The sequence below is a fragment of the Leuconostoc inhae genome (genome assembly GCF_019656015.1).
Taxonomy (GTDB): domain Bacteria; phylum Bacillota; class Bacilli; order Lactobacillales; family Lactobacillaceae; genus Leuconostoc; species Leuconostoc inhae_A.
The window spans coordinates 15,917-33,755 of record NZ_BPKW01000013.1; the positions used below are offsets into that span (position 1 = coordinate 15,917).

The following is a 17,839-nucleotide window of genomic DNA, read 5'->3' on the forward strand; positions in this document are numbered from 1 at the left end:
ACTTCATTATACGTGACGTTGTACAATCTTAACATAACTACGCGACGTGACTTTATAAATCAGATAGTACATCACAACAATTAATAGAATGACACCACCACTAACAGATAACATTAACATGTCATTGGTAATGCCAAAGGCATTAATAATTTTAGAAATCATGATATAAGCACCTGCAAAATGAACAACAGCCACCGCAATTGGCATGAAAAACAATAAACGTATTTGACTATTAATTGTTTGTGACACTTCTTTTTTAGACAGGCCGACCTCTTGTAATATGCGGAACGCCTCTTTATCCTGTTCGCCTTCAGCAATTTGTTTATAATAAATGATTAACGCAGCACCAATGATAAATGTTAATCCCAATGTGAAACCAATGAAGAGAAAGCCACCTGAATATGCCTGCCCCTCTTTTAGTAGTGCAAATCGATCAGATGAGAATGCTGATACTCGGGGTACCGATGATAAGTTGCTGTCATTTTCACCTATTGATTTAAATGCTTTAACAACTTGCTTACTATCAATCTTACTTAAATTAATCACTAGCTTACGTTGTGCAATTGAGTAACCATCTGCATCAAACGTAATACGTTGATACAGCTGTTTGGCTTGTCTATCATTTGCCGTTACAATCATCATACTGTTACCTACAATACTTTGAGTTGGATAGTTTTTGACATTTTCTGTTTGACCTTTAACACGTAATGATTGACCAAACCAGTTGACGCTCTTTGGATTAAACTGCCCAGCATAATTATGAATTAATATATCATTTGGTGCCAACTTCGGTATTTTGTTGCCAAGCTTAATTAACGTATCACGGGAAACAATCTCTACATTAGTAAGACCTGACTGACTAGCACTAGACATGACATGGTTAACCGTCACATGTTCACTACTAGGCAATTGAACTGACGTTGTGCCATAGTCAACGTATTGAATCCCTTTTGTCAAATCAATATGTGTTTGTTGCTCAGTTAATGACAAAAGACGGTCAAACTGTTCTTCTGTTACATTGCCAACACGAGTATCGCCTGTGTTCATGGCGCTCAGTTCGGTTGTAAATGGCATATTTGCCATCATATTTTGTTTTAATCCAGCCTGTAACATGACTGTCGTGACTAAAGTCACGATGGCCATTGTGACTAGTATGGTAATATTACCTAACCCAATAGCATTTTGTTTCATGCGGTATAGTAAGGCATTTGTTGTGATAAATTTTTCTGGCTGATAATATTTACGGCCTCGTTTTTGACGTTTTAAATACCAAATAGTAAATGCGACATAAAATAAGTAAGTCCCTATAATCACTAATATCACTGCACCCGCAAATATGATAATCATAAGCGAATTTACTTTAATCGTTATCGCCATATAATAACCAATAACTAGTAGTAACATGCCTAAAAACGCTAAAAATCCGCGTGATTTTGGTTCACGTTCACCCTGGTTCTCCGAATGCAATAATGACAAGCTAGAATGGTGATGGATCGTCCACATACTAATCAATGCTAATAGGACAAAAGCCGTTAAAGTCACAATAATCGGCATAACAATGCCGACAACTGAAAAAGTTAAATTGAAATAGTTGCCACCGATTAAGGCAATAAAAACTAAAAATAAGAATTTTGATAAAATAATACCAATTATTGTGCCGAGTAATAACGTGGCTATTAACAAGAATAGTAGTTCAAGTAAGGCAACAAAAATAATCTGCGCCTTGCCAAGGCCTAAAATATCATACAAGCCAAACTCTCGTGAACGTTTCTTTAATAAAAAACGGTAAGCGTAGATTTCAATCCCAATCGAAAAAGGAATAAGTATGATTTGACCAATAATTAAAACGACAGCTACTGACTTGATGTCTAATTTATCTAATTCTGGTGAAAAAGCAATTGATGCCAAAATAAAATTCAAAACAAACATCATCAGGGTTGCTAGTAAAAATGGGGCAAAGTTTTTGAATGACTTTCGAATGTTACGTTGCGCTAATTTCAGATAAAACATATCAATTGCCTCCTAAAACACTACTCATGGCTAAGTTGATTTCTTTGTTAAAGTCTGCTGTACTACGCTCAGCACGATATAATTGATGATAAATCATACCATCTTTAATAAACAACACACGTTTAGCGTGACTGGCAACAACACTTGAATGTGTCACCATTAAAATAGTTTGACCTTCATCATTGATTTGTTCAAATAAATTTAACAAGCGATCTGAGTTTTTTGAATCTAACGCTGCAGTTGGTTCATCCCCCAAAATCAAGTCAGGTTCCGTCATCAAAGCTCTTGCAATCGCTACGCGCTGTTTTTGACCACCAGATAATTCAAAAGGTTGTTTATTTAATATTTCTGATATATTAAGTAGCGGTGCTAACTTACCAATACGTTCTTGCATCATTTGTACTGGTTTACAGTTTAAAACCAGTGGCAAATAAATATTGTCGCGCACATTCAATGTATCTAACAAATTAAAATCTTGAAAGACAAATCCCAAGTGTTCACGACGAAATTTAGCTAAATCGTTGGCTTTAATACCAGTTATATTCGTGCCATTTAACGATACAACGCCGTTAGTCGGGCGTTCTAATGTCGCTAATATATTGAGAAGCGTTGTCTTACCACTGCCAGATTCACCCATGATTGCAATATATTCACCCTTCTCAACGCTAAAATCAACGTCACGCAATGCCGTCGTTGTTTCCTTCGAAAAACGTGTTTTAAAAATCTTTGCTAAATGATTAACTTCGAGTAACATATTATTTTCTCCAATTCATATTCTATATCTATTATTATCTAATAACTTAGCCTGCCATTCACTAACAAATGCGACCATAACCTGACAAAAATGTCAGATTAGCCACTTTTAAAGATAAGGTTGACAAATGCAATCATTATTTGGTATAGTTTACTGGTTAATTAACTAGTAAACTATCGAGGCCAATCATGTCAGAATCCGACAACATTATTCAAGAACTCAACACCTTTGTCCAAACGTACGCGGCAAGTTCTGAGTTCATTCGCACAACCACAGCCCAGCAAATTAATGCCACACAGGCGCATTTGCTGATGCTATTACGATCACAAAACGCGACCAATACAATGCTCGCTGAAACAATGAAGCTCACAAAACCAGCAATTACCAAGGCCATTAAAAATTTGACCACGCATGGCTATGTGACATCAACCAAAGATGCCGTCGATAAACGTAGCGTCAATTATACTTTAACACCTGAAGGCATCAAACTTGCCTTACAACATGAGCAATCGCACCAGAATTTACATCATGATATTAATGCGACTGTTTCAAATTTCACACCTGAGCAGCAAACAACAATTATTACATTTCTTGAACAAATTAATCATTTAAAGGACAATCACTCATGAAAAAACTAATCGCCGCTATGGTAATTATCGTTATTGCCATTGTAGGTTTTGCCACATTTAAAGGTAATTCACCAAAACAAAATACAACTAAAATCAACATTGTCGCATCAACTGATTTCTATGCTGAACTTGCCCAAACAGTTGTTGGTACACATGGTACTGCCACAGCAATTATTAAAGATCCTAATGTATCACCCGAAGATTACGAACCAACCACAGAAGTTGCTAAAAAAGTTAGTGGCGCTGATATTGCACTGGCCAACGGTTTGGGGTACGATGCTTGGCTTAACAAACTGGCTCGAACATCCAAACATACCCAACTCATCCGCATTGGTGAAAACGTATTAAAAGAAAAGTCCGGTGTCAATCCTCATCTCTGGAATAATCCGGAAACCATGACGAAAACAGCCCAATATTTAGCTGATAAGTTGTCAAAGCAAGACCCCTCACATAAAAAAGAATATCAAGCTAATGCCAAAAAATATATCACGAGTTTAAAACCCGTGACAGATCTTGTTGATCAACTTAAAAAGCATGCTAATAATCAATCTGTTGCCCAAACTGAACCTGTATTTGAATATATGTTAACAGCTTTAGGATACAAAGTAATGGATACTGATTTTTCTGAAGCCATTGAAGAGGGCAATGATCCGTCACCTGCGACACTAACAAACCTTCGTTCAGCTATTACAAACCACAAAATTGCCTTTTTGGTAAATAATAAGCAAACGACAAGCTCAACTGTTTCAACAATCGTTAACCTTGCAAAAGACAATCATGTGCCTGTTATCAATGTTACCGAAACTATCCCACGTAACGAAAATTATGTCAGCTGGAAATTAGCAGAGTTAAAACAAATTCAAAAAATAACACAGTAATCTTACCATGCCATTAATCATTTCAAATATGCTATACTACTCTTGAAGAGGATCACAAACTATCCGATGCGCTTCAAGATAATCAATTAGTAATTTATGATGGAGGTAACATTTATGTCTCTTACAGACACTTATACACTAGCAAACGGTACTAAAATACCAGTTCTTGGTTTTGGTACTTGGCAATCCGCTGATGGTGACGTCGCTTATCAAGCAGTTAAGTGGGCGCTTGATGCTGGTTACCGACACATTGATACAGCTGCCGTTTATGGTAACGAAGCATCAGTTGGTCGCGCAATCAAAGACTCAGGTATACCACGTGAGTCATTGTTTGTCACATCTAAGCTTTGGAATGATGCCCACACCTATGAATCGGCACTTAAAGCACTTGATGTATCACTAAATAAGTTAGGCCTTGATTACTTGGACTTATACTTAATTCATTGGCCTAATCCAGCAAGTATTAAGGCTACTGGGGAAGAAGCTTGGCAATCTGCAAATGCTGAAACCTGGCGTGCTTTCGAAGATGCCTATACAGCTGGTAAAGTTAAAGCCATTGGTGTTTCTAATTTTCAAATTCATCACCTAGAAGCATTAACTCACACACAAAACATAGCGCCTATGGTCAATCAAAACTTTCTTAATCCTTCTGATCAACAGGTCGAACTTGTTGCTTATAATGCTGCACACAACATTTTAAATGAGGCTTACTCACCATTAGGCACTGGCAAACTCATTGATTTGCCACAGGTAAGTTCTCTAGCTAAAAAATATAACAAATCAATCCCTCAAATTTTAATTCGTTGGTCATTAGATAAAGGATTTTTACCTTTACCTAAATCAACCCATGAATCGTATATTCAAGCTAACGCGGATGTGTTTGATTTCTCCTTAACAATTGAAGACATTGCAGCTCTAGATGAGTTACAAGCTGTTGGTGAATTGCATATTAATGCTGATCAGATATCATTCTAATCACTGAAAAAGCGATTGTTTCACGTGAAACAATCGCTTTTTATATGCAATTAAACTGAACGTTTCTTGAAAATAAGATAGGCAATTACGTACATAATGAAGATATAAACAAGGTAAGCAATGATCACGGTACCCTGTGACATATGAACCATACTCTTAATCACGCTAGGACTTGCTTGTCCGTATGATGCCATCCCAATAAATATGTTGAACGGATTCCATTTCAATATCGGCGCCATATTAATCAATAACATTGAAATCGTACTTAAAATCGGTGTTCCAACAATCATAACAACGCCTAGACCAATGGCAGCACCAGAACTCTTAACTAGATTGGTAATCAATAGTACGAGTGCAGCTACAAAAATCATTTGTAACAATGTTCCCATAACTGTGATACCCATAGTCTGCCAAGCATTACCAGCGTAACTAACGCGTTTTGAAAAATCAAAGTTAGGTGCAAAAATTAATTGTCCAATCATCGTACCAATAAAGGCACCAATAAACAGTGCAATATAAATGCTAAAGTTAAGTAACAACTTACTCGTAAATATCATACCACGACTAAATCGTCGTGATAACAAAGGCCGAATTGTCCCAAACCCAAATTCTTGCGATACACTTAGTGCCGTAATTATAATACCGACCAGATAGACATAAAACGTTGCATGCCCTAGATCAGTTATTGATCCAGCACCACGCTGTGATTTAAATATACCCATAATTGCTAGTGGGAAAATGACACTCAAACCTAACCAAATGTACAAACGGTTTTGCTTAAAAGTTTTATAATACTCTTGTTTCATTAAAGTTAACATCTATTATTCCCCCTTGTCATCATTAGCTAACATATCAAGTAATGATTTTTCCAAATTACCAGTGACAGTATTCAGTGATTTAATCTGTATGTCAGCGTGATTCATTGCTGTAATCACATGTTGTAAATTATCCGCCCCAGAGATTTGCACATGACCATCATCAACTGTTACTGTCCATTTATTTGCTTTTGCTAGCTGAACTGTTGCCTCGTTATCTGATGTATCCATTACCCAACGAACCTTATCATGACTGAAAAATTCTGTCATAGTTGCTGTTTCGATTATTTTACCATGGTTAATAATAACCACATCATCAACTAATTTTTGTAATTCATCTAACAAATGACTTGAAATCAAGAATGCAACACCTTGATTGGCTAAATCACGAATTAGTTCACGTAAATCATGAACTGATTGTGGATCCAAACCGTTCATAGGCTCATCCAAGATAACTAATTTAGGATTACGAATTAACGCAATCGCAATTCCCAGACGTTGCTTCATGCCTAATGAAAAGTTTTTAGCCTTTCTCTTGCCAAAATTATCACCATCAATTTGTGTCTTGTGCATCAACTCTTTAAAATCAGCTGAATCTTTTGTATCCATCGCGTACAAAGTCAAATGTTCTAATGCGGTCAAGTTTGGATAGATTGAAGGATATTCAATCAAATTACCAACTTTATCAAGTGCCTGATGGTTACTGAAAGTAATCGGCTTCCCATCAAATACAATTGTCCCATTTGAATAACTCATCAAACCAGTAATCGCACGCATCGTTGTTGATTTTCCCGCGCCGTTTGGACCAATAAGCCCTACAATATGCCCTGTTTCAACGTTGAAACTGACATTTGTCATTGCTTTCTTTTTACCAAAACTTTTATCAATACTTTTTACTTCTAATAAAGCCATTTTTATTCCCCCATGTAGTTTCTATTATCATCACGCAATGTGCGCTACGACGTATTAATCAAATTATTTATCCCATGTCACTTTAAATGTTGGCTTAAATACAAAGATAAATGTCACAACTGTTAAAATAATAGGCAAAATAAGCCCCAGTAGGAAACCATCGACACTATTTCGACCAGGATTAGACATTGTTTTTATTAATGTCGCCACAAACACAAAAATAACAATCGGCCACTTAAGATAATGAACGCGTACTGCCTCATCAACAGTATCATCACTAATATTTTGCGCTAAATAATATCCTATCGCAAATATTAACAGTGCGGCTAACACCGTAATGATTGGTTGAATGATTACTTCAAAATGAGAAGTACCACCACTGATCCTTTTAAACAATGACGCAATCATAGGCCCAGCTAGAACCATCAGGCCTAATGTAAATATAGATCCTGCTAACTTCAACCAATGTGGGCCAATAATTGTCGCAATAATCACAAATAAACTAGACATAAATAATACATTAGCAGATACGGTTATATCATTATTGAACGTCGCCATTAAAATATGTGGATGACGGACAGCAGTTAATCCTAAATCAACTACATTAGCCGCCATAATTGGTAATCCAACTAATAAGATAATCCGTGTTAAAAATAATTGTCCACGTGAAATATTCTGTGTGTATAACCAAGTATCTAATCGACGTGATTGATCATTCAAAAAGACGATTATAGCCATGATTAACCATATACACATCAAGGCTGTTCCTAAGGTATCGTCAATATCTTGGCCAGTCATACTTGGGATCAATATAATCGACCCCACTGATAAGATAATTAAAATCATGCCAATGACTGTTGCCATCATAAATTGATTTTTTCTAATCGTCGTATATAACTTAAGTGCTTGTCTCACGCGTCTGCCTCTAATTCTTGTTGCCACGTAAAGGCTTCTTCAGCAAAACTTGCCCTGAACACATCTTCACTACTAATCTGCAATTCTTCCACAAACTTAAATTCTGGTCCAGCTAATTTAATACCGAGATCTTCTGAAAAATCATTAAATACAATTGTCACAATATGACCAGTTTGCGCAATAATTGTCCCACTATCCCGTAAAAACCGTGGTAATTCATCACCCGTGAAAGCCAATTGATATTTTTTAATGTCTTTATTATCCTCAATAGCAAAAGTACGATCAATTGTTTGATTTTTCAACAATAGAATGCGATCAACTAACGTATCTAACTCGATTAAGTTATGTGAAGCAATTAAAATAGTCGTGTTATGTTGTGTTACTTGGTTGACAATTAACTGCTTCACTTGATCACGAATCAAAACATCTAAGCCATCAAGTGGCTCGTCAAGTAATACATATTGTGCACGACTAGCAAAACTAACAATAATAGCAAATAACGCACGCATACCTTTCGAGTATGTCCGAATACGTTTACTGTTGTTCAAACCAAATCGTTTAATTTCAGCATCATACCAAGATTCATCAAAGTTTTTGTATGACACTTTCAAAATGGTTTTGATTTTTTTAGGTGAATAATGGCGCAACCAATTTTCTGGCATATCCACATAAAATAATTGGTCATGTAGGCGTGTTGTCTTATTATAATCTAAATCATTTAACCCAATACGCCCAAAATCAGGTATTAATTCACCGGCAATTGTACCAAATAGTGTCGTTTTACCGGCACCATTTCGCCCTACTAATCCAACTATTTCGCCTTGATTTAATTCAAAACTAACATTTTCTAATACTTGTTTATCTTGGATCTTTTTAGAAATATTCTCAATGACTAGTGTCATGCATCCTCCTTGGCAAAGACGCTTCCCCGCTATAACAACTATCAAGCCATTGATGTAATTCTTGCACCGAAATTGATGCGCGTTTTGCTTCAATTACAACTTCCCCAAGTTGTTGTTGCAGGCTTGCAATCAGTTGTTCATCTGCGGCAAAGTCATCATTTGCACGAATAAATGTCCCTCTTCCAGTTACCGTTTCGATAACATTTTGACTCTCCAAAGCACGATAGGCTTTAGCTACAGTATTTGGATTTAATCCCTCAATTAAAGCCATTTCTCTTACCGAAGGTAATTTTTCACCAACTATCAGCACGCCTGAAGCAACTTGTGCTTTGATACGCCACATGAGTTGCTCATATAATGGCTGATTCCGCTGAATTTGTGCCATTTATGTACTTCCTTTTTATTTTTTAATACAAGTCAAGTTCGTCAACTAACTTATATTATTAACTGTGTTTCATTATTCCCCAAGACACACTTTTAGATGTTACTGTGTGTATCACGTGTACTATGTTACGCGGTACACTCAATTTTGTCAAGGTTGCGTGCTTAACTAATGAATTGACTTATCTTTTCAATCGTTGCCATAACATCATCAGCATAATCATGTTCGCTCTAATATATGGTAAACTATGGTCATTAACCTTTAAAATTGGTGACGCTTTCTGAGATGGGGAAAATATGCAAAATCGACACACTATCAATACAATTGTCTTTGTTTCTTTTTTTGCTGCTATCACTTTCATAGCAACAAGCATCCAAGTGCCTATGCCTGCTTTAGTCGGCAAACCATTTGTGCATCTAGGCAATGCAGCCGCATTACTTTCTGTTCTTTTATTAGGATATAAACGCGGTGCATTAGCTGGTGGCATGGGGTTAGCACTTTTTGATGTCACGCATAATTATGTCTTAGACGCACCCTATTACTTTCTTGAAGTTTTTGTCGTTGGTGGCGCAGCAACACTAGTGATTCATCTTTTAAACTATCGCGTTAAACCACAATCATTTAAATTAGTTCTGATCATATTAGCAGCCATTACAACCAAATTCATCACAACGACATGTCACAATTTTATCATGAGTTTAGTCAGAGGGTTGACGCTACAACCGGCAATCGTTGCGACTTTATCAGCACTTTTACCGACAATTGTTAATTGCGTGACAACGATGATGGTTGTCTTAATTGTTTATCCAGTCTTAGGTAACCGATTGCGCAGTCAACTAGCTCCGATACTAAAATAGTTGCCATAACAAAAATGCCGACCAATGATTACTGGTCAGCATTTTTTTTTGCTATTTACAAAACGAAACCCCATATCAACTAGATAATACGGAGGGGAGAAAATATTTTTAAGAATGAGAAGAGAGATTGGGAGAGAATGAAATGAAAAATTTGCATTATCTATTGAGGTTTCGTTATATTGATAAGTTAAGTTATCTTATCAATATAGCTATCATACCGAGGTAACATTAAATACAGGTTAAATAAAAATACTTAAGCGCCATATGTTTGATTTCTTTTATCATAATTTATATGTTGATTTTTTGGTATCAACCCACTATTTATGAATAACTTCTTACCTAAAAAACAGATTAATACAACCATATAATATTCAGCCTTTGGACATCTTGGCCCGTCCAAATGTTTTTTATTCTTCTATTTATTTTAATGAGTATTGGATTGATTTTTATAGACTGGCACAAAATTTAGTCTAGTCAATTGAAAAGGCATCTAACGTCGATCATAGCGTTAGATACTTTTTTCAAATATAACCTATTTTACTATCCGTGCAGGATTTCCTACAGCTGTCGCATGAGCAGGAATATCATTGAGGACGACTGCATTGGCACCAATTTTACTATAGCTTGCAATCGTTATCGGACCCAATATTTGCGCATGTGCCCCAATAAAACTGTCATGTTTAATATGTGGGTGTCGCCGGCCACTACTGATGTTACGGGCACCGATGGTCACACCATGTAAAATAGTCACGTCATCTTCAATAATCGCTGTTTCACCAATAACGACGCCAATGCCATGGTCGATGAAAACACGTTGCCCGATTTGTGCCCCGGGCGCAATCGTCACGCCAGTCCGTTTGGCCGCCAAACGCGCTATGATGGCGCCTAGTAGATACTGTTGGTGCACATGAAGCCAATGGGCCAACCGGTGATATCCTAGCGCATGTAGCCCAGGATAGGTTAAAATAACCATCATTAAACTATGAGCAGCTGGATCTTGTTTGAGGATGGCCTTAGCAGTTGCAAACATATGGCCGCCAATTTAACCTTTTAAATGATCAAAACTTTGATCCAAATCAGCAATTAAATCATCAATATCTTCGACACCAACTGACAAGCGAATCAATTCATCTTGAATACCATTAGCCAGGCGAATATCCCTTGGGATTGCCCCGTGAGTCATTTTTGCTGGCACTTCAATCAAACTTTCAAGTGCGCCTAAACTTTCAGCTAAGGTAATAACTTTTAGATTTTCAACAAAAGTATCTGGGCTTAGACCAGCCTGTAATTCAAATGAAATCATGGCGCCAAACCCATTCATTTGTTTTTTGGCAAGATCGTAGTCAGAATTATTGGGATCTCCTGGGAAATAAACACGAGCGACTTGCGGATGCGCATTCAGGTAGTCAAAAATAGTTTGTGCGTTACTCTGATGACGTTGCATACGTAGTGCCAATGTCTTAATACCACGTTGTAGCAACCAACTTTCTTGTGGTGATAAAATGGCGCCAATGGCATTTTGTAAATAACCGATTTTTTGACCCAACTCTGCCGTTTTAGTAACCACTAGACCGGCAATAAGATCACTATGTCCACCCAAATATTTTGAAGCACTATGCACAACAATATCAGCGCCTAAAACAATTGGTTTTTGAATGTATGGTGAGGCAAAAGTATTGTCAACAATACTGAGTAAGTGATGTTTTTGTGCGATTTTAGAAATTGCTTCAACGTCCGTAATACGTAATAGCGGGTTCGTCGGTGTTTCAAAATAAATTGCCTTGGTGTTCTCTTGAACAGCATTTTCTACAGCGTCCAAATCACGTGTATCAATGATTGTAAACGTCAGCCCTTGTCGTTTAAGCACACTATCTATTAATCGAAATGTGCCACCATAAACGTCATTACCAACAATAATGTGATCGCCAGACGAAAACAGTGTGAAAATGGTACTAATTGCTGCCGAACCTGATGCAAAGGCAAAGCCAGCCGCACCATTCTCAAGATCAGCAATCAATTTTTCAACTGCTTCACGTGTTGGATTGCCAGAACGCGAGTATTCATATTTTGATTCACCAATTTTATGTTGTTTAAACGTCGATGCCATGTGAATAGGCACTGATACGTCACCAGTTGTTTGATCAAAGCTAATGCCACCATGGATTAATTGTGTATTAAATTTCATTTTATTTGCCTCATTTTTCATAAATTTTATCACTCATATAACGTTCACTGCTATCTGAGAAAATAGTAACAATCGTACTATGCTCTGGTAACGTTTCAGCCAATTTCAAACTTGCTGCTAAAGCTGCCCCACTTGAACTACCAATAAACAACCCTAACTTTGCTGCAGCCTCACGCACCTGCCGGAAAGCATCTGCATCACTGATCGTTAATGTTTGATCAATGTGGACATCTTTGAAAAATGGCGGAACAAATTCAACACCAATGCCTTCTGTGCGATGCGCATGTGCAGGACCCCCATTCAAAATTGATCCTTCAGGTTCAACAACAATATTTTGGATAGTATTATCATATTCGTTGAGGTATCGTGCAACACCTGAAAAGGCACCACCACTACCCGCACCGGCAACAAATGCCGTAATCTTTTCACCCTTTAAATCGTCAATTAACTCTGGCGCTAACGTTTGATAATAAGTCTGTGGGTTAGCAGGATTGGCAAACTGCATCGGTACATAACTATTATCAATCTCTGCTGCCAATGCTTTAGCCTTTTCAATCGCACCTTTAATGCCGGCACTCGAAGGCGTGTTCACAATTTCAGCGCCCAATGCCTGCATTAACTGTTGCTTTTCATAGCTGAACTTCTCAGGCACAACCAAAATTGTACGCAAATGATGTTGTTGTGCAGCTAAGGCCAAACCAATTCCTGTGTTGCCTGCTGTTGGTTCAATAATCACAGTGTCTTGATTAATGACTTGGCGTGCGATGCCATCCTTAACCAAAGATTGCCCTAACCGATCTTTGATACTACCACCCGGATTAAACATTTCTAGCTTTGCAAAAATACGGCTATGATTTGGAATAGTGAGTTGTAATTCAATTAATGGCGTTTGACCAATTAATTCGGATATATTTTTAATTAACATGCTATTTTCCTTTTTTTCTGAAAAATGTAGACAAAAAGGCGTGAAAATTCAGTTGAATTTTCACGCCTTCGATTATTGAACTGCCTTGTCCATTTTGGTTATGATTGACCCAAAAAGTTCATGCTTAACAAGCAGTACAACATCGAAAACGTGTTGTACTGCAGCAATTAAGATGAAATGTCGTATATTTGGGTGCCATAACAAACTCCTGCTGATTAATTAACTTTAATATACGTTATATTTTTTAAACTGTCAACTCATAAATAAAATACTTGCGCGTGTTTAATCAAATAATATTAATTTATTATAAAAAGCAAAAAATATGTTTGACAATTCACATACAAACGTTTAAACTTACTATTTGTAATAGAAAATATATTACGTATCATTGTTTCGTTTGAAAGGGAGAATTTATGTTTACATTACAAAAACCACAAGCTAATCTGAAAGAGATTATCATAAAAAGTGTCTGGTTTGGCTTCATTGCCGGTATGGTTTCTGGTATGGTCAAGATTGGCTGGGAGAATATTTTTCCACCTCGCACAATTGCCCGTAACTTAATCAATCCGCCACAGCATATGGCTATGCAAATTGGCATTCCTAAGAAATTAGTTGAGTCATTTGTCTACTATTCACAAGATCAAAAAGTATTTTGGTTTACATTGATTCTTCATTTTTCATTTGCCATTGCCTTCTCAATATTATATGTATTTATTTCACAATATTGGTCAAAAATTGGTCTTTGGCAAGGCGCTGCTTATGGTATTGTGCTTTGGATTGCTTGGCATGTCATTATTATGCCAGCTTTTGGAACAGTGCCTGCACCTTGGAACCAACCATTTGCTGAACATTTTTCAGAGTTCTTCGGACACATTGTCTGGGCTTGGGCTATTGCTGCAACCGTCTACTACTTGATTGCTAAAGATAAGCGCGGACATCTCACAAATATTTAATTTAAAAAGGCATCCACTATGTGGATGCCTTTTTGATATCACAACAAACAAAAAATAGCCTACTCATCATAGTAACAAATAGGAGACTGAAATCTCACATGTTATTACTACTTTGAATCACGGACATGGTTGTATGCGTTCTCGGCCACTTACAAGATGTTCTGATTCTATACAAGTAAACTATTTGGAATGAACGAGGTATACTGCGTTCGCCAGTGAAGATGGCTTAAACAAGTTTAATTAGTCTTATCGTTTCGCCTAATCTACCCTTATATTATATCGTATCTGCATTAACTCTGCAAACGCTTACAGTGTTTCACCATTGGAGGCAATAACCTCTTTGTACCACGTGAATGAATCTTTTTTAATTCTTTTCAAAGTGCCCTTGCCATCATCATCTTGATCCACATAAATGAAACCATATCGTTTTGACATTTCTGATGTCGAAAAACTAATCAAATCAATTGGGCCCCACATCGTATAACCTAAGAGATTAACACCATCCTTGATTGCTTCTTTCATCTGCTCAATATGGGCTCGTAAATAATCAATACGATACTGGTCATGCACATGACCATCATCTTCAAGTTTGTCTAAAGCACCTAGGCCATTTTCGACAATAAATAATGGTTTGCGATAACGGTCCCACATAGCATTCAAAGTTATCCGTAATCCAACAGGATCAATTTGCCATCCCCAATCTGATTCCTTCAAATAAGGATTACGACCGCCGACGGCCATGTTACCCACACCATCATCAACCTGATTATGCTGTGTCACATTAGTCATATAGTAGCTAAAACTAATAAAATCTACTGGATTTTCAAGCAAAATGGCTTGGTCATCCTCTGCCATATGAATTACAATACCATTGTCACCGAAAAAACGATTCATATACTCTGGATACTCACCACGTGCTTGTACATCTGTAAAAAATAAGTTTTTTTCATCTTCTAATTGTGCCGCTCTGACATCCTCTGGATTTGGTGTCACAGGATATGTCTGCATCCGTGCCAACATTGATCCAATTTTGGCATTTGAATCAATCTGATGCAGTTGCTTTGTTGCAATGGCGCTGGCGACAAATTGGTGGTGTAACGCTTGATAGCGAATCTGTAACTGTTCTCTTTCCGAAAGGCCTTTATCAATAGCCCCCGTTTCGTGAAATCCCCAAGTACCTGTATTGATTTCATTAAATGTCAACCAATAATCAACTTGATCATGATAACGGTCGAATACTGTCTCAGTAAAACGATTAAATGCAGCAATAGTTTCGCGACCAGCCCAACCATTATACTTTTGTGTCAAAGCAACTGGCATCTCATAGTGTGATAAAGTCACGAGTGGGACAATGTCATATTTAGCTAATTCAGCTAACACATTGTCGTAAAACACCAATCCTGCTTCATTTGGTTGTGAATCTTCTCCTTGTGGAAAAATTCTAGACCAAGCAATCGAGAAGCGATAAACTTTAAACCCCATCTCTGCAAAAAGCGCAATATCTTCCTTGTAGTGGTGATAAAAATCAATGCCGCGACGCTTAGGATATAAATCATCTGTTTTATCAGCCAATGCTATTGCAAGCGTTTCTTCAGTGACGTCACCCATAGACATTTTACGACGATTATCAGCTTTTTGGACAACTTCCGCCGTACTTAACCCTTTGCCATCAAGGTTCCAAGCACCTTCAACTTGATTGGCCGCAGTCGCACCACCCCATAAGAATCCTTTGGGAAATGATTTTTCATAAGTTGTTTTATACATGCTGTACTTCTCCTTTATAATCATTACTTGTCTCAATATGACGATCAGTTAAATTCAATACCCAGTCACGATCAGTCGCCAATGTATTGTCTGTTACGGAAATATCGTAATTTGGTGTGTTTGTAATAATGAGCATCACAGTTGTATCATAACCAGCATCACTAATCGCTTGACGATCAAATTCAACCAAAGGTTCATCAACAGTGACTTTTTGATTCTTTTTGACCAATGTCTTAAAGTACTGACCATTCAATTCAACTGTGTTAATACCAATGTGCAAGAGTACTTCGACGCCTTTTTCTGAAATGATACCTATAGCATGTCCGGTTGGATATACAGCGCTCACAGTTCCTGTGATAGGTGCCTTCACAATGTCACTCGTTGGCACAATCGCAATACCCTGTCCCATAGCTTCAGAAGCAAAAACCTCGTCCTTAACATTTTTCAATGGAATAATTGTCCCATCAACCGGTGCTATGATTTGATGATTGCCTGCCTTTTCAGTCGACTTCCCATCTACTGTCGCAACATTTGTATTCTTACTAAAGCCGAAAAGATAAGTCAGCACAGTACCTAATGTAAACGCCACACCCAACCCAATGATAACACTAACAAATCCCTTACCCAAATATGTTGGGAGCGCTAATAGGCTAGGTAACGTAAATGAACTTGCATGTGCTTGACCACCACCAGCAATGGCACCACCAATAGCACCTGAGATAGCTGCCAGAACAAATGGTCGCTTAAGTTTTAACGTCACACCATAAATCGCTGGTTCAGTGATACCTAACAAAGCAGTCGCTACTGATGAACCCGCCAAAGACTTCATTTTAGCATCCTTAGCTTTTAGAAAGACACCTAATGCTGCACCAGCCTGTGAAACCACAGCAACACTTAGTATAGGTAGTAGTGGATCATAACCGAGTTTACCAATGTTGTTCATCATAACAGGTACGAATGTCCAGTGAACACCAAAGATAACAAACACTTGCCAAAACGCACCCATAAGCGCACCCGCCACTGCTGGTGCAAAATTATAAATAGCAGATATACCATTTGACAATAACGTACCAACACTAGCCCCTAGTGGTCCAACGACAATCAGCGTTAAGGGTGCCATAATAATTAACAAAAATAGTGGCGTAAATATATTACGAATTGCTTCTGGAAATAGCTTGTCCAGTACGGGCTGAATATAAGACATCACCCATACCGCTAACAATATCGGAATAACACTAGACGTATACGTGGTTGGAATAACCGGTATATTAAAGAAGTCGATTGTCTGTGAATTACCCGTTATAGCAACAAGCGTCGGATAAACCAGTGCCGTTGCTAAAGCAACTGCCACAAACTGATTCACTTTAAGGCTCTTAGCTGCCGTAAATGCTAATAATATTGGTAAAAAGTAGAAGAACCCATCGCCTGCCGCATACCAAATTTGATAAGCGCCACTTTTTTCAGTTAACCAACCTAGGGCTAACAGTAAAGCTAACAACCCTTTTAAAATACCTGCACCAGCCATGGCACCCAAGAATGGTGTAAACACACCGGATATAAAACTAATTAATTTGTTCAACACATTCTCTTTAGGTTGATCTTTTTCATCAACAATCTGATCATCTGTATTTTCTAAACCTGCCAATTCTGCTAAAGGTTCAAACACATTAGCGACCGAATTACCAATAACGACTTGATATTGTCCCGCAGAGTTAACCACCGTCACGACACCATCTAAGTCTTCAATTTTTTTGGTGTCAGCCAACTTATCATTTTTTAACTTGAATCGTAGACGCGTTGCGCAGTGCCACCCTGTGTTAATATTATTCTTACCGCCCACACCAGATAATATATTTTCTGCTAATACTTTATAATCCATGATGTCTCCTTTTCTTAATCACAAAACCCAAGTTAATTATGATAACCACTAAAAAGCGTTTTTCATAATTAACTTGGGTTTTGCCTAATTAAATAGTTACAATC

At 37.5% G+C, this 17,839-nt stretch carries 17 protein-coding genes; 5 read left to right on the top strand and 12 right to left on the bottom strand.

The window, feature by feature from the left end:
• Positions 1-6: 6 nt before the first annotated feature.
• Positions 7-2,010, bottom strand: a complete 2,004-nt coding sequence (locus K5Q14_RS07900) for an FtsX-like permease family protein (RefSeq protein WP_220735256.1) — start codon at positions 2,008-2,010, stop codon at positions 7-9.
• A 1-nt stretch (position 2,011) separates the two neighbouring features.
• Positions 2,012-2,764, bottom strand: a complete 753-nt coding sequence (locus K5Q14_RS07905) for an ABC transporter ATP-binding protein (protein ID WP_220735257.1) — start codon at positions 2,762-2,764, stop codon at positions 2,012-2,014.
• A 188-nt stretch (positions 2,765-2,952) separates the two neighbouring features.
• Here K5Q14_RS07905 and K5Q14_RS07910 point away from each other — a divergent pair, with 188 nt between their 5' ends.
• The 3 genes from K5Q14_RS07910 (at position 2,953) to K5Q14_RS07920 (ending at position 5,246) form a co-directional block, all read left to right on the top strand.
• Positions 2,953-3,393 (top strand): MarR family winged helix-turn-helix transcriptional regulator, encoded by a 441-nt coding sequence (locus tag K5Q14_RS07910; protein ID WP_220735258.1) that lies wholly within the window; start codon positions 2,953-2,955, stop codon positions 3,391-3,393.
• Complete coding sequence (locus K5Q14_RS07915; protein ID WP_220735259.1) at positions 3,390-4,271, top strand: metal ABC transporter solute-binding protein; 882 nt, start codon at positions 3,390-3,392, stop codon at positions 4,269-4,271. The genes K5Q14_RS07910 and K5Q14_RS07915 overlap by 4 nt, the downstream gene beginning before the upstream one ends.
• Positions 4,272-4,385: 114 nt before the next feature.
• Complete coding sequence (locus tag K5Q14_RS07920) at positions 4,386-5,246, top strand: aldo/keto reductase (RefSeq protein WP_220735260.1); 861 nt, start codon at positions 4,386-4,388, stop codon at positions 5,244-5,246.
• A gap of 50 nt (positions 5,247-5,296) precedes the next feature.
• Here the strand turns inward: K5Q14_RS07920 and K5Q14_RS07925 are convergent, their stop codons facing one another.
• The 5 genes from K5Q14_RS07925 to K5Q14_RS07945 all read right to left on the bottom strand — a co-directional run bounded on the left by K5Q14_RS07925 (position 5,297) and on the right by K5Q14_RS07945 (position 9,175).
• Positions 5,297-6,064, bottom strand: a complete 768-nt coding sequence (locus tag K5Q14_RS07925; protein ID WP_220735261.1) for an ABC transporter permease — start codon at positions 6,062-6,064, stop codon at positions 5,297-5,299.
• A 3-nt stretch (positions 6,065-6,067) separates the two neighbouring features.
• Positions 6,068-6,973, bottom strand: coding sequence for an ABC transporter ATP-binding protein (locus K5Q14_RS07930; protein ID WP_220735262.1), 906 nt, complete (start codon positions 6,971-6,973; stop codon positions 6,068-6,070).
• Between the two features lie 63 nt (positions 6,974-7,036).
• Positions 7,037-7,888 (bottom strand): permease, encoded by an 852-nt coding sequence (locus K5Q14_RS07935; RefSeq protein WP_220735263.1) that lies wholly within the window; start codon positions 7,886-7,888, stop codon positions 7,037-7,039.
• Entirely contained in the window at positions 7,885-8,790 is a 906-nt protein-coding gene (locus K5Q14_RS07940; RefSeq protein ID WP_220735264.1) for an ATP-binding cassette domain-containing protein, read from the bottom strand. The genes K5Q14_RS07935 and K5Q14_RS07940 overlap by 4 nt, the downstream gene beginning before the upstream one ends.
• On the bottom strand, positions 8,774-9,175 hold the full coding sequence (locus K5Q14_RS07945) for a GntR family transcriptional regulator (protein WP_220735265.1): 402 nt from the start codon (positions 9,173-9,175) through the stop codon (positions 8,774-8,776). The genes K5Q14_RS07940 and K5Q14_RS07945 overlap by 17 nt, the downstream gene beginning before the upstream one ends.
• 293 nt (positions 9,176-9,468) lie before the next feature.
• On the opposite strand from K5Q14_RS07945, the gene K5Q14_RS07950 reads away from it, so the two are divergent.
• On the top strand, positions 9,469-10,029 hold the full coding sequence (locus tag K5Q14_RS07950) for an ECF transporter S component (protein ID WP_220735266.1): 561 nt from the start codon (positions 9,469-9,471) through the stop codon (positions 10,027-10,029).
• A gap of 532 nt (positions 10,030-10,561) precedes the next feature.
• Here the strand turns inward: K5Q14_RS07950 and epsC are convergent.
• Genes epsC through K5Q14_RS07965 form a run of 3 tightly spaced genes read right to left on the bottom strand, consistent with a single transcriptional unit; the run spans position 10,562 to position 13,139 of the window.
• A complete protein-coding gene (gene epsC, locus K5Q14_RS07955) occupies positions 10,562-11,059 on the bottom strand; it encodes a serine O-acetyltransferase EpsC (protein ID WP_220735267.1) in 498 nt (165 codons plus the stop codon).
• A 12-nt stretch (positions 11,060-11,071) separates the two neighbouring features.
• Positions 11,072-12,214, bottom strand: a complete 1,143-nt coding sequence (locus K5Q14_RS07960) for a trans-sulfuration enzyme family protein (RefSeq protein ID WP_220735268.1) — start codon at positions 12,212-12,214, stop codon at positions 11,072-11,074.
• Between the two features lie 10 nt (positions 12,215-12,224).
• The gene (locus K5Q14_RS07965) at positions 12,225-13,139 is read right to left on the bottom strand and encodes a PLP-dependent cysteine synthase family protein (RefSeq protein WP_220735269.1); all 915 of its coding nucleotides are present in this window, start codon (positions 13,137-13,139) and stop codon (positions 12,225-12,227) included.
• Positions 13,140-13,552: 413 nt separating this feature from the next.
• Between K5Q14_RS07965 and K5Q14_RS07970 the strand changes: the two genes are divergently transcribed.
• A complete protein-coding gene (locus tag K5Q14_RS07970) occupies positions 13,553-14,092 on the top strand; it encodes a YagU family protein (RefSeq protein WP_220735270.1) in 540 nt (179 codons plus the stop codon).
• A 306-nt stretch (positions 14,093-14,398) separates the two neighbouring features.
• On the opposite strand, the gene K5Q14_RS07975 is transcribed toward K5Q14_RS07970, so the two are convergent.
• Positions 14,399-15,856, bottom strand: coding sequence for a glycoside hydrolase family 1 protein (locus tag K5Q14_RS07975; protein ID WP_220735271.1), 1,458 nt, complete (start codon positions 15,854-15,856; stop codon positions 14,399-14,401).
• A complete protein-coding gene (locus K5Q14_RS07980) occupies positions 15,849-17,735 on the bottom strand; it encodes a beta-glucoside-specific PTS transporter subunit IIABC (protein ID WP_220735272.1) in 1,887 nt (628 codons plus the stop codon). Before K5Q14_RS07980 ends, K5Q14_RS07975 begins: the two co-directional genes overlap by 8 nt.
• Between the last annotated feature and the right edge of the window lie 104 nt (positions 17,736-17,839).

What these genes read in the sequence shown, in the direction of transcription:
- K5Q14_RS07900 (WP_220735256.1), bottom strand. Translation starts at nt 2,010, where the DNA reads ATGTTTTATCTGAAATTAGCGCAACGTAACATTCGAAAGTCATTCAAA.
- K5Q14_RS07905 (WP_220735257.1), bottom strand. Translation starts at nt 2,764, where the DNA reads ATGTTACTCGAAGTTAATCATTTAGCAAAGATTTTTAAAACACGTTTT.
- K5Q14_RS07910 (WP_220735258.1), top strand. Translation starts at nt 2,953, where the DNA reads ATGTCAGAATCCGACAACATTATTCAAGAACTCAACACCTTTGTCCAA.
- K5Q14_RS07915 (WP_220735259.1), top strand. Translation starts at nt 3,390, where the DNA reads ATGAAAAAACTAATCGCCGCTATGGTAATTATCGTTATTGCCATTGTA.
- K5Q14_RS07920 (WP_220735260.1), top strand. Translation starts at nt 4,386, where the DNA reads ATGTCTCTTACAGACACTTATACACTAGCAAACGGTACTAAAATACCA.
- K5Q14_RS07925 (WP_220735261.1), bottom strand. Translation starts at nt 6,064, where the DNA reads ATGTTAACTTTAATGAAACAAGAGTATTATAAAACTTTTAAGCAAAAC.
- K5Q14_RS07930 (WP_220735262.1), bottom strand. Translation starts at nt 6,973, where the DNA reads ATGGCTTTATTAGAAGTAAAAAGTATTGATAAAAGTTTTGGTAAAAAG.
- K5Q14_RS07940 (WP_220735264.1), bottom strand. Translation starts at nt 8,790, where the DNA reads ATGACACTAGTCATTGAGAATATTTCTAAAAAGATCCAAGATAAACAA.
- K5Q14_RS07945 (WP_220735265.1), bottom strand. Translation starts at nt 9,175, where the DNA reads ATGGCACAAATTCAGCGGAATCAGCCATTATATGAGCAACTCATGTGG.
- K5Q14_RS07950 (WP_220735266.1), top strand. Translation starts at nt 9,469, where the DNA reads ATGCAAAATCGACACACTATCAATACAATTGTCTTTGTTTCTTTTTTT.
- epsC (WP_220735267.1), bottom strand. Translation starts at nt 11,059, where the DNA reads ATGTTTGCAACTGCTAAGGCCATCCTCAAACAAGATCCAGCTGCTCAT.
- K5Q14_RS07960 (WP_220735268.1), bottom strand. Translation starts at nt 12,214, where the DNA reads ATGAAATTTAATACACAATTAATCCATGGTGGCATTAGCTTTGATCAA.
- K5Q14_RS07965 (WP_220735269.1), bottom strand. Translation starts at nt 13,139, where the DNA reads ATGTTAATTAAAAATATATCCGAATTAATTGGTCAAACGCCATTAATT.
- K5Q14_RS07970 (WP_220735270.1), top strand. Translation starts at nt 13,553, where the DNA reads ATGTTTACATTACAAAAACCACAAGCTAATCTGAAAGAGATTATCATA.
- K5Q14_RS07975 (WP_220735271.1), bottom strand. Translation starts at nt 15,856, where the DNA reads ATGTATAAAACAACTTATGAAAAATCATTTCCCAAAGGATTCTTATGG.
- K5Q14_RS07980 (WP_220735272.1), bottom strand. Translation starts at nt 17,735, where the DNA reads ATGGATTATAAAGTATTAGCAGAAAATATATTATCTGGTGTGGGCGGT.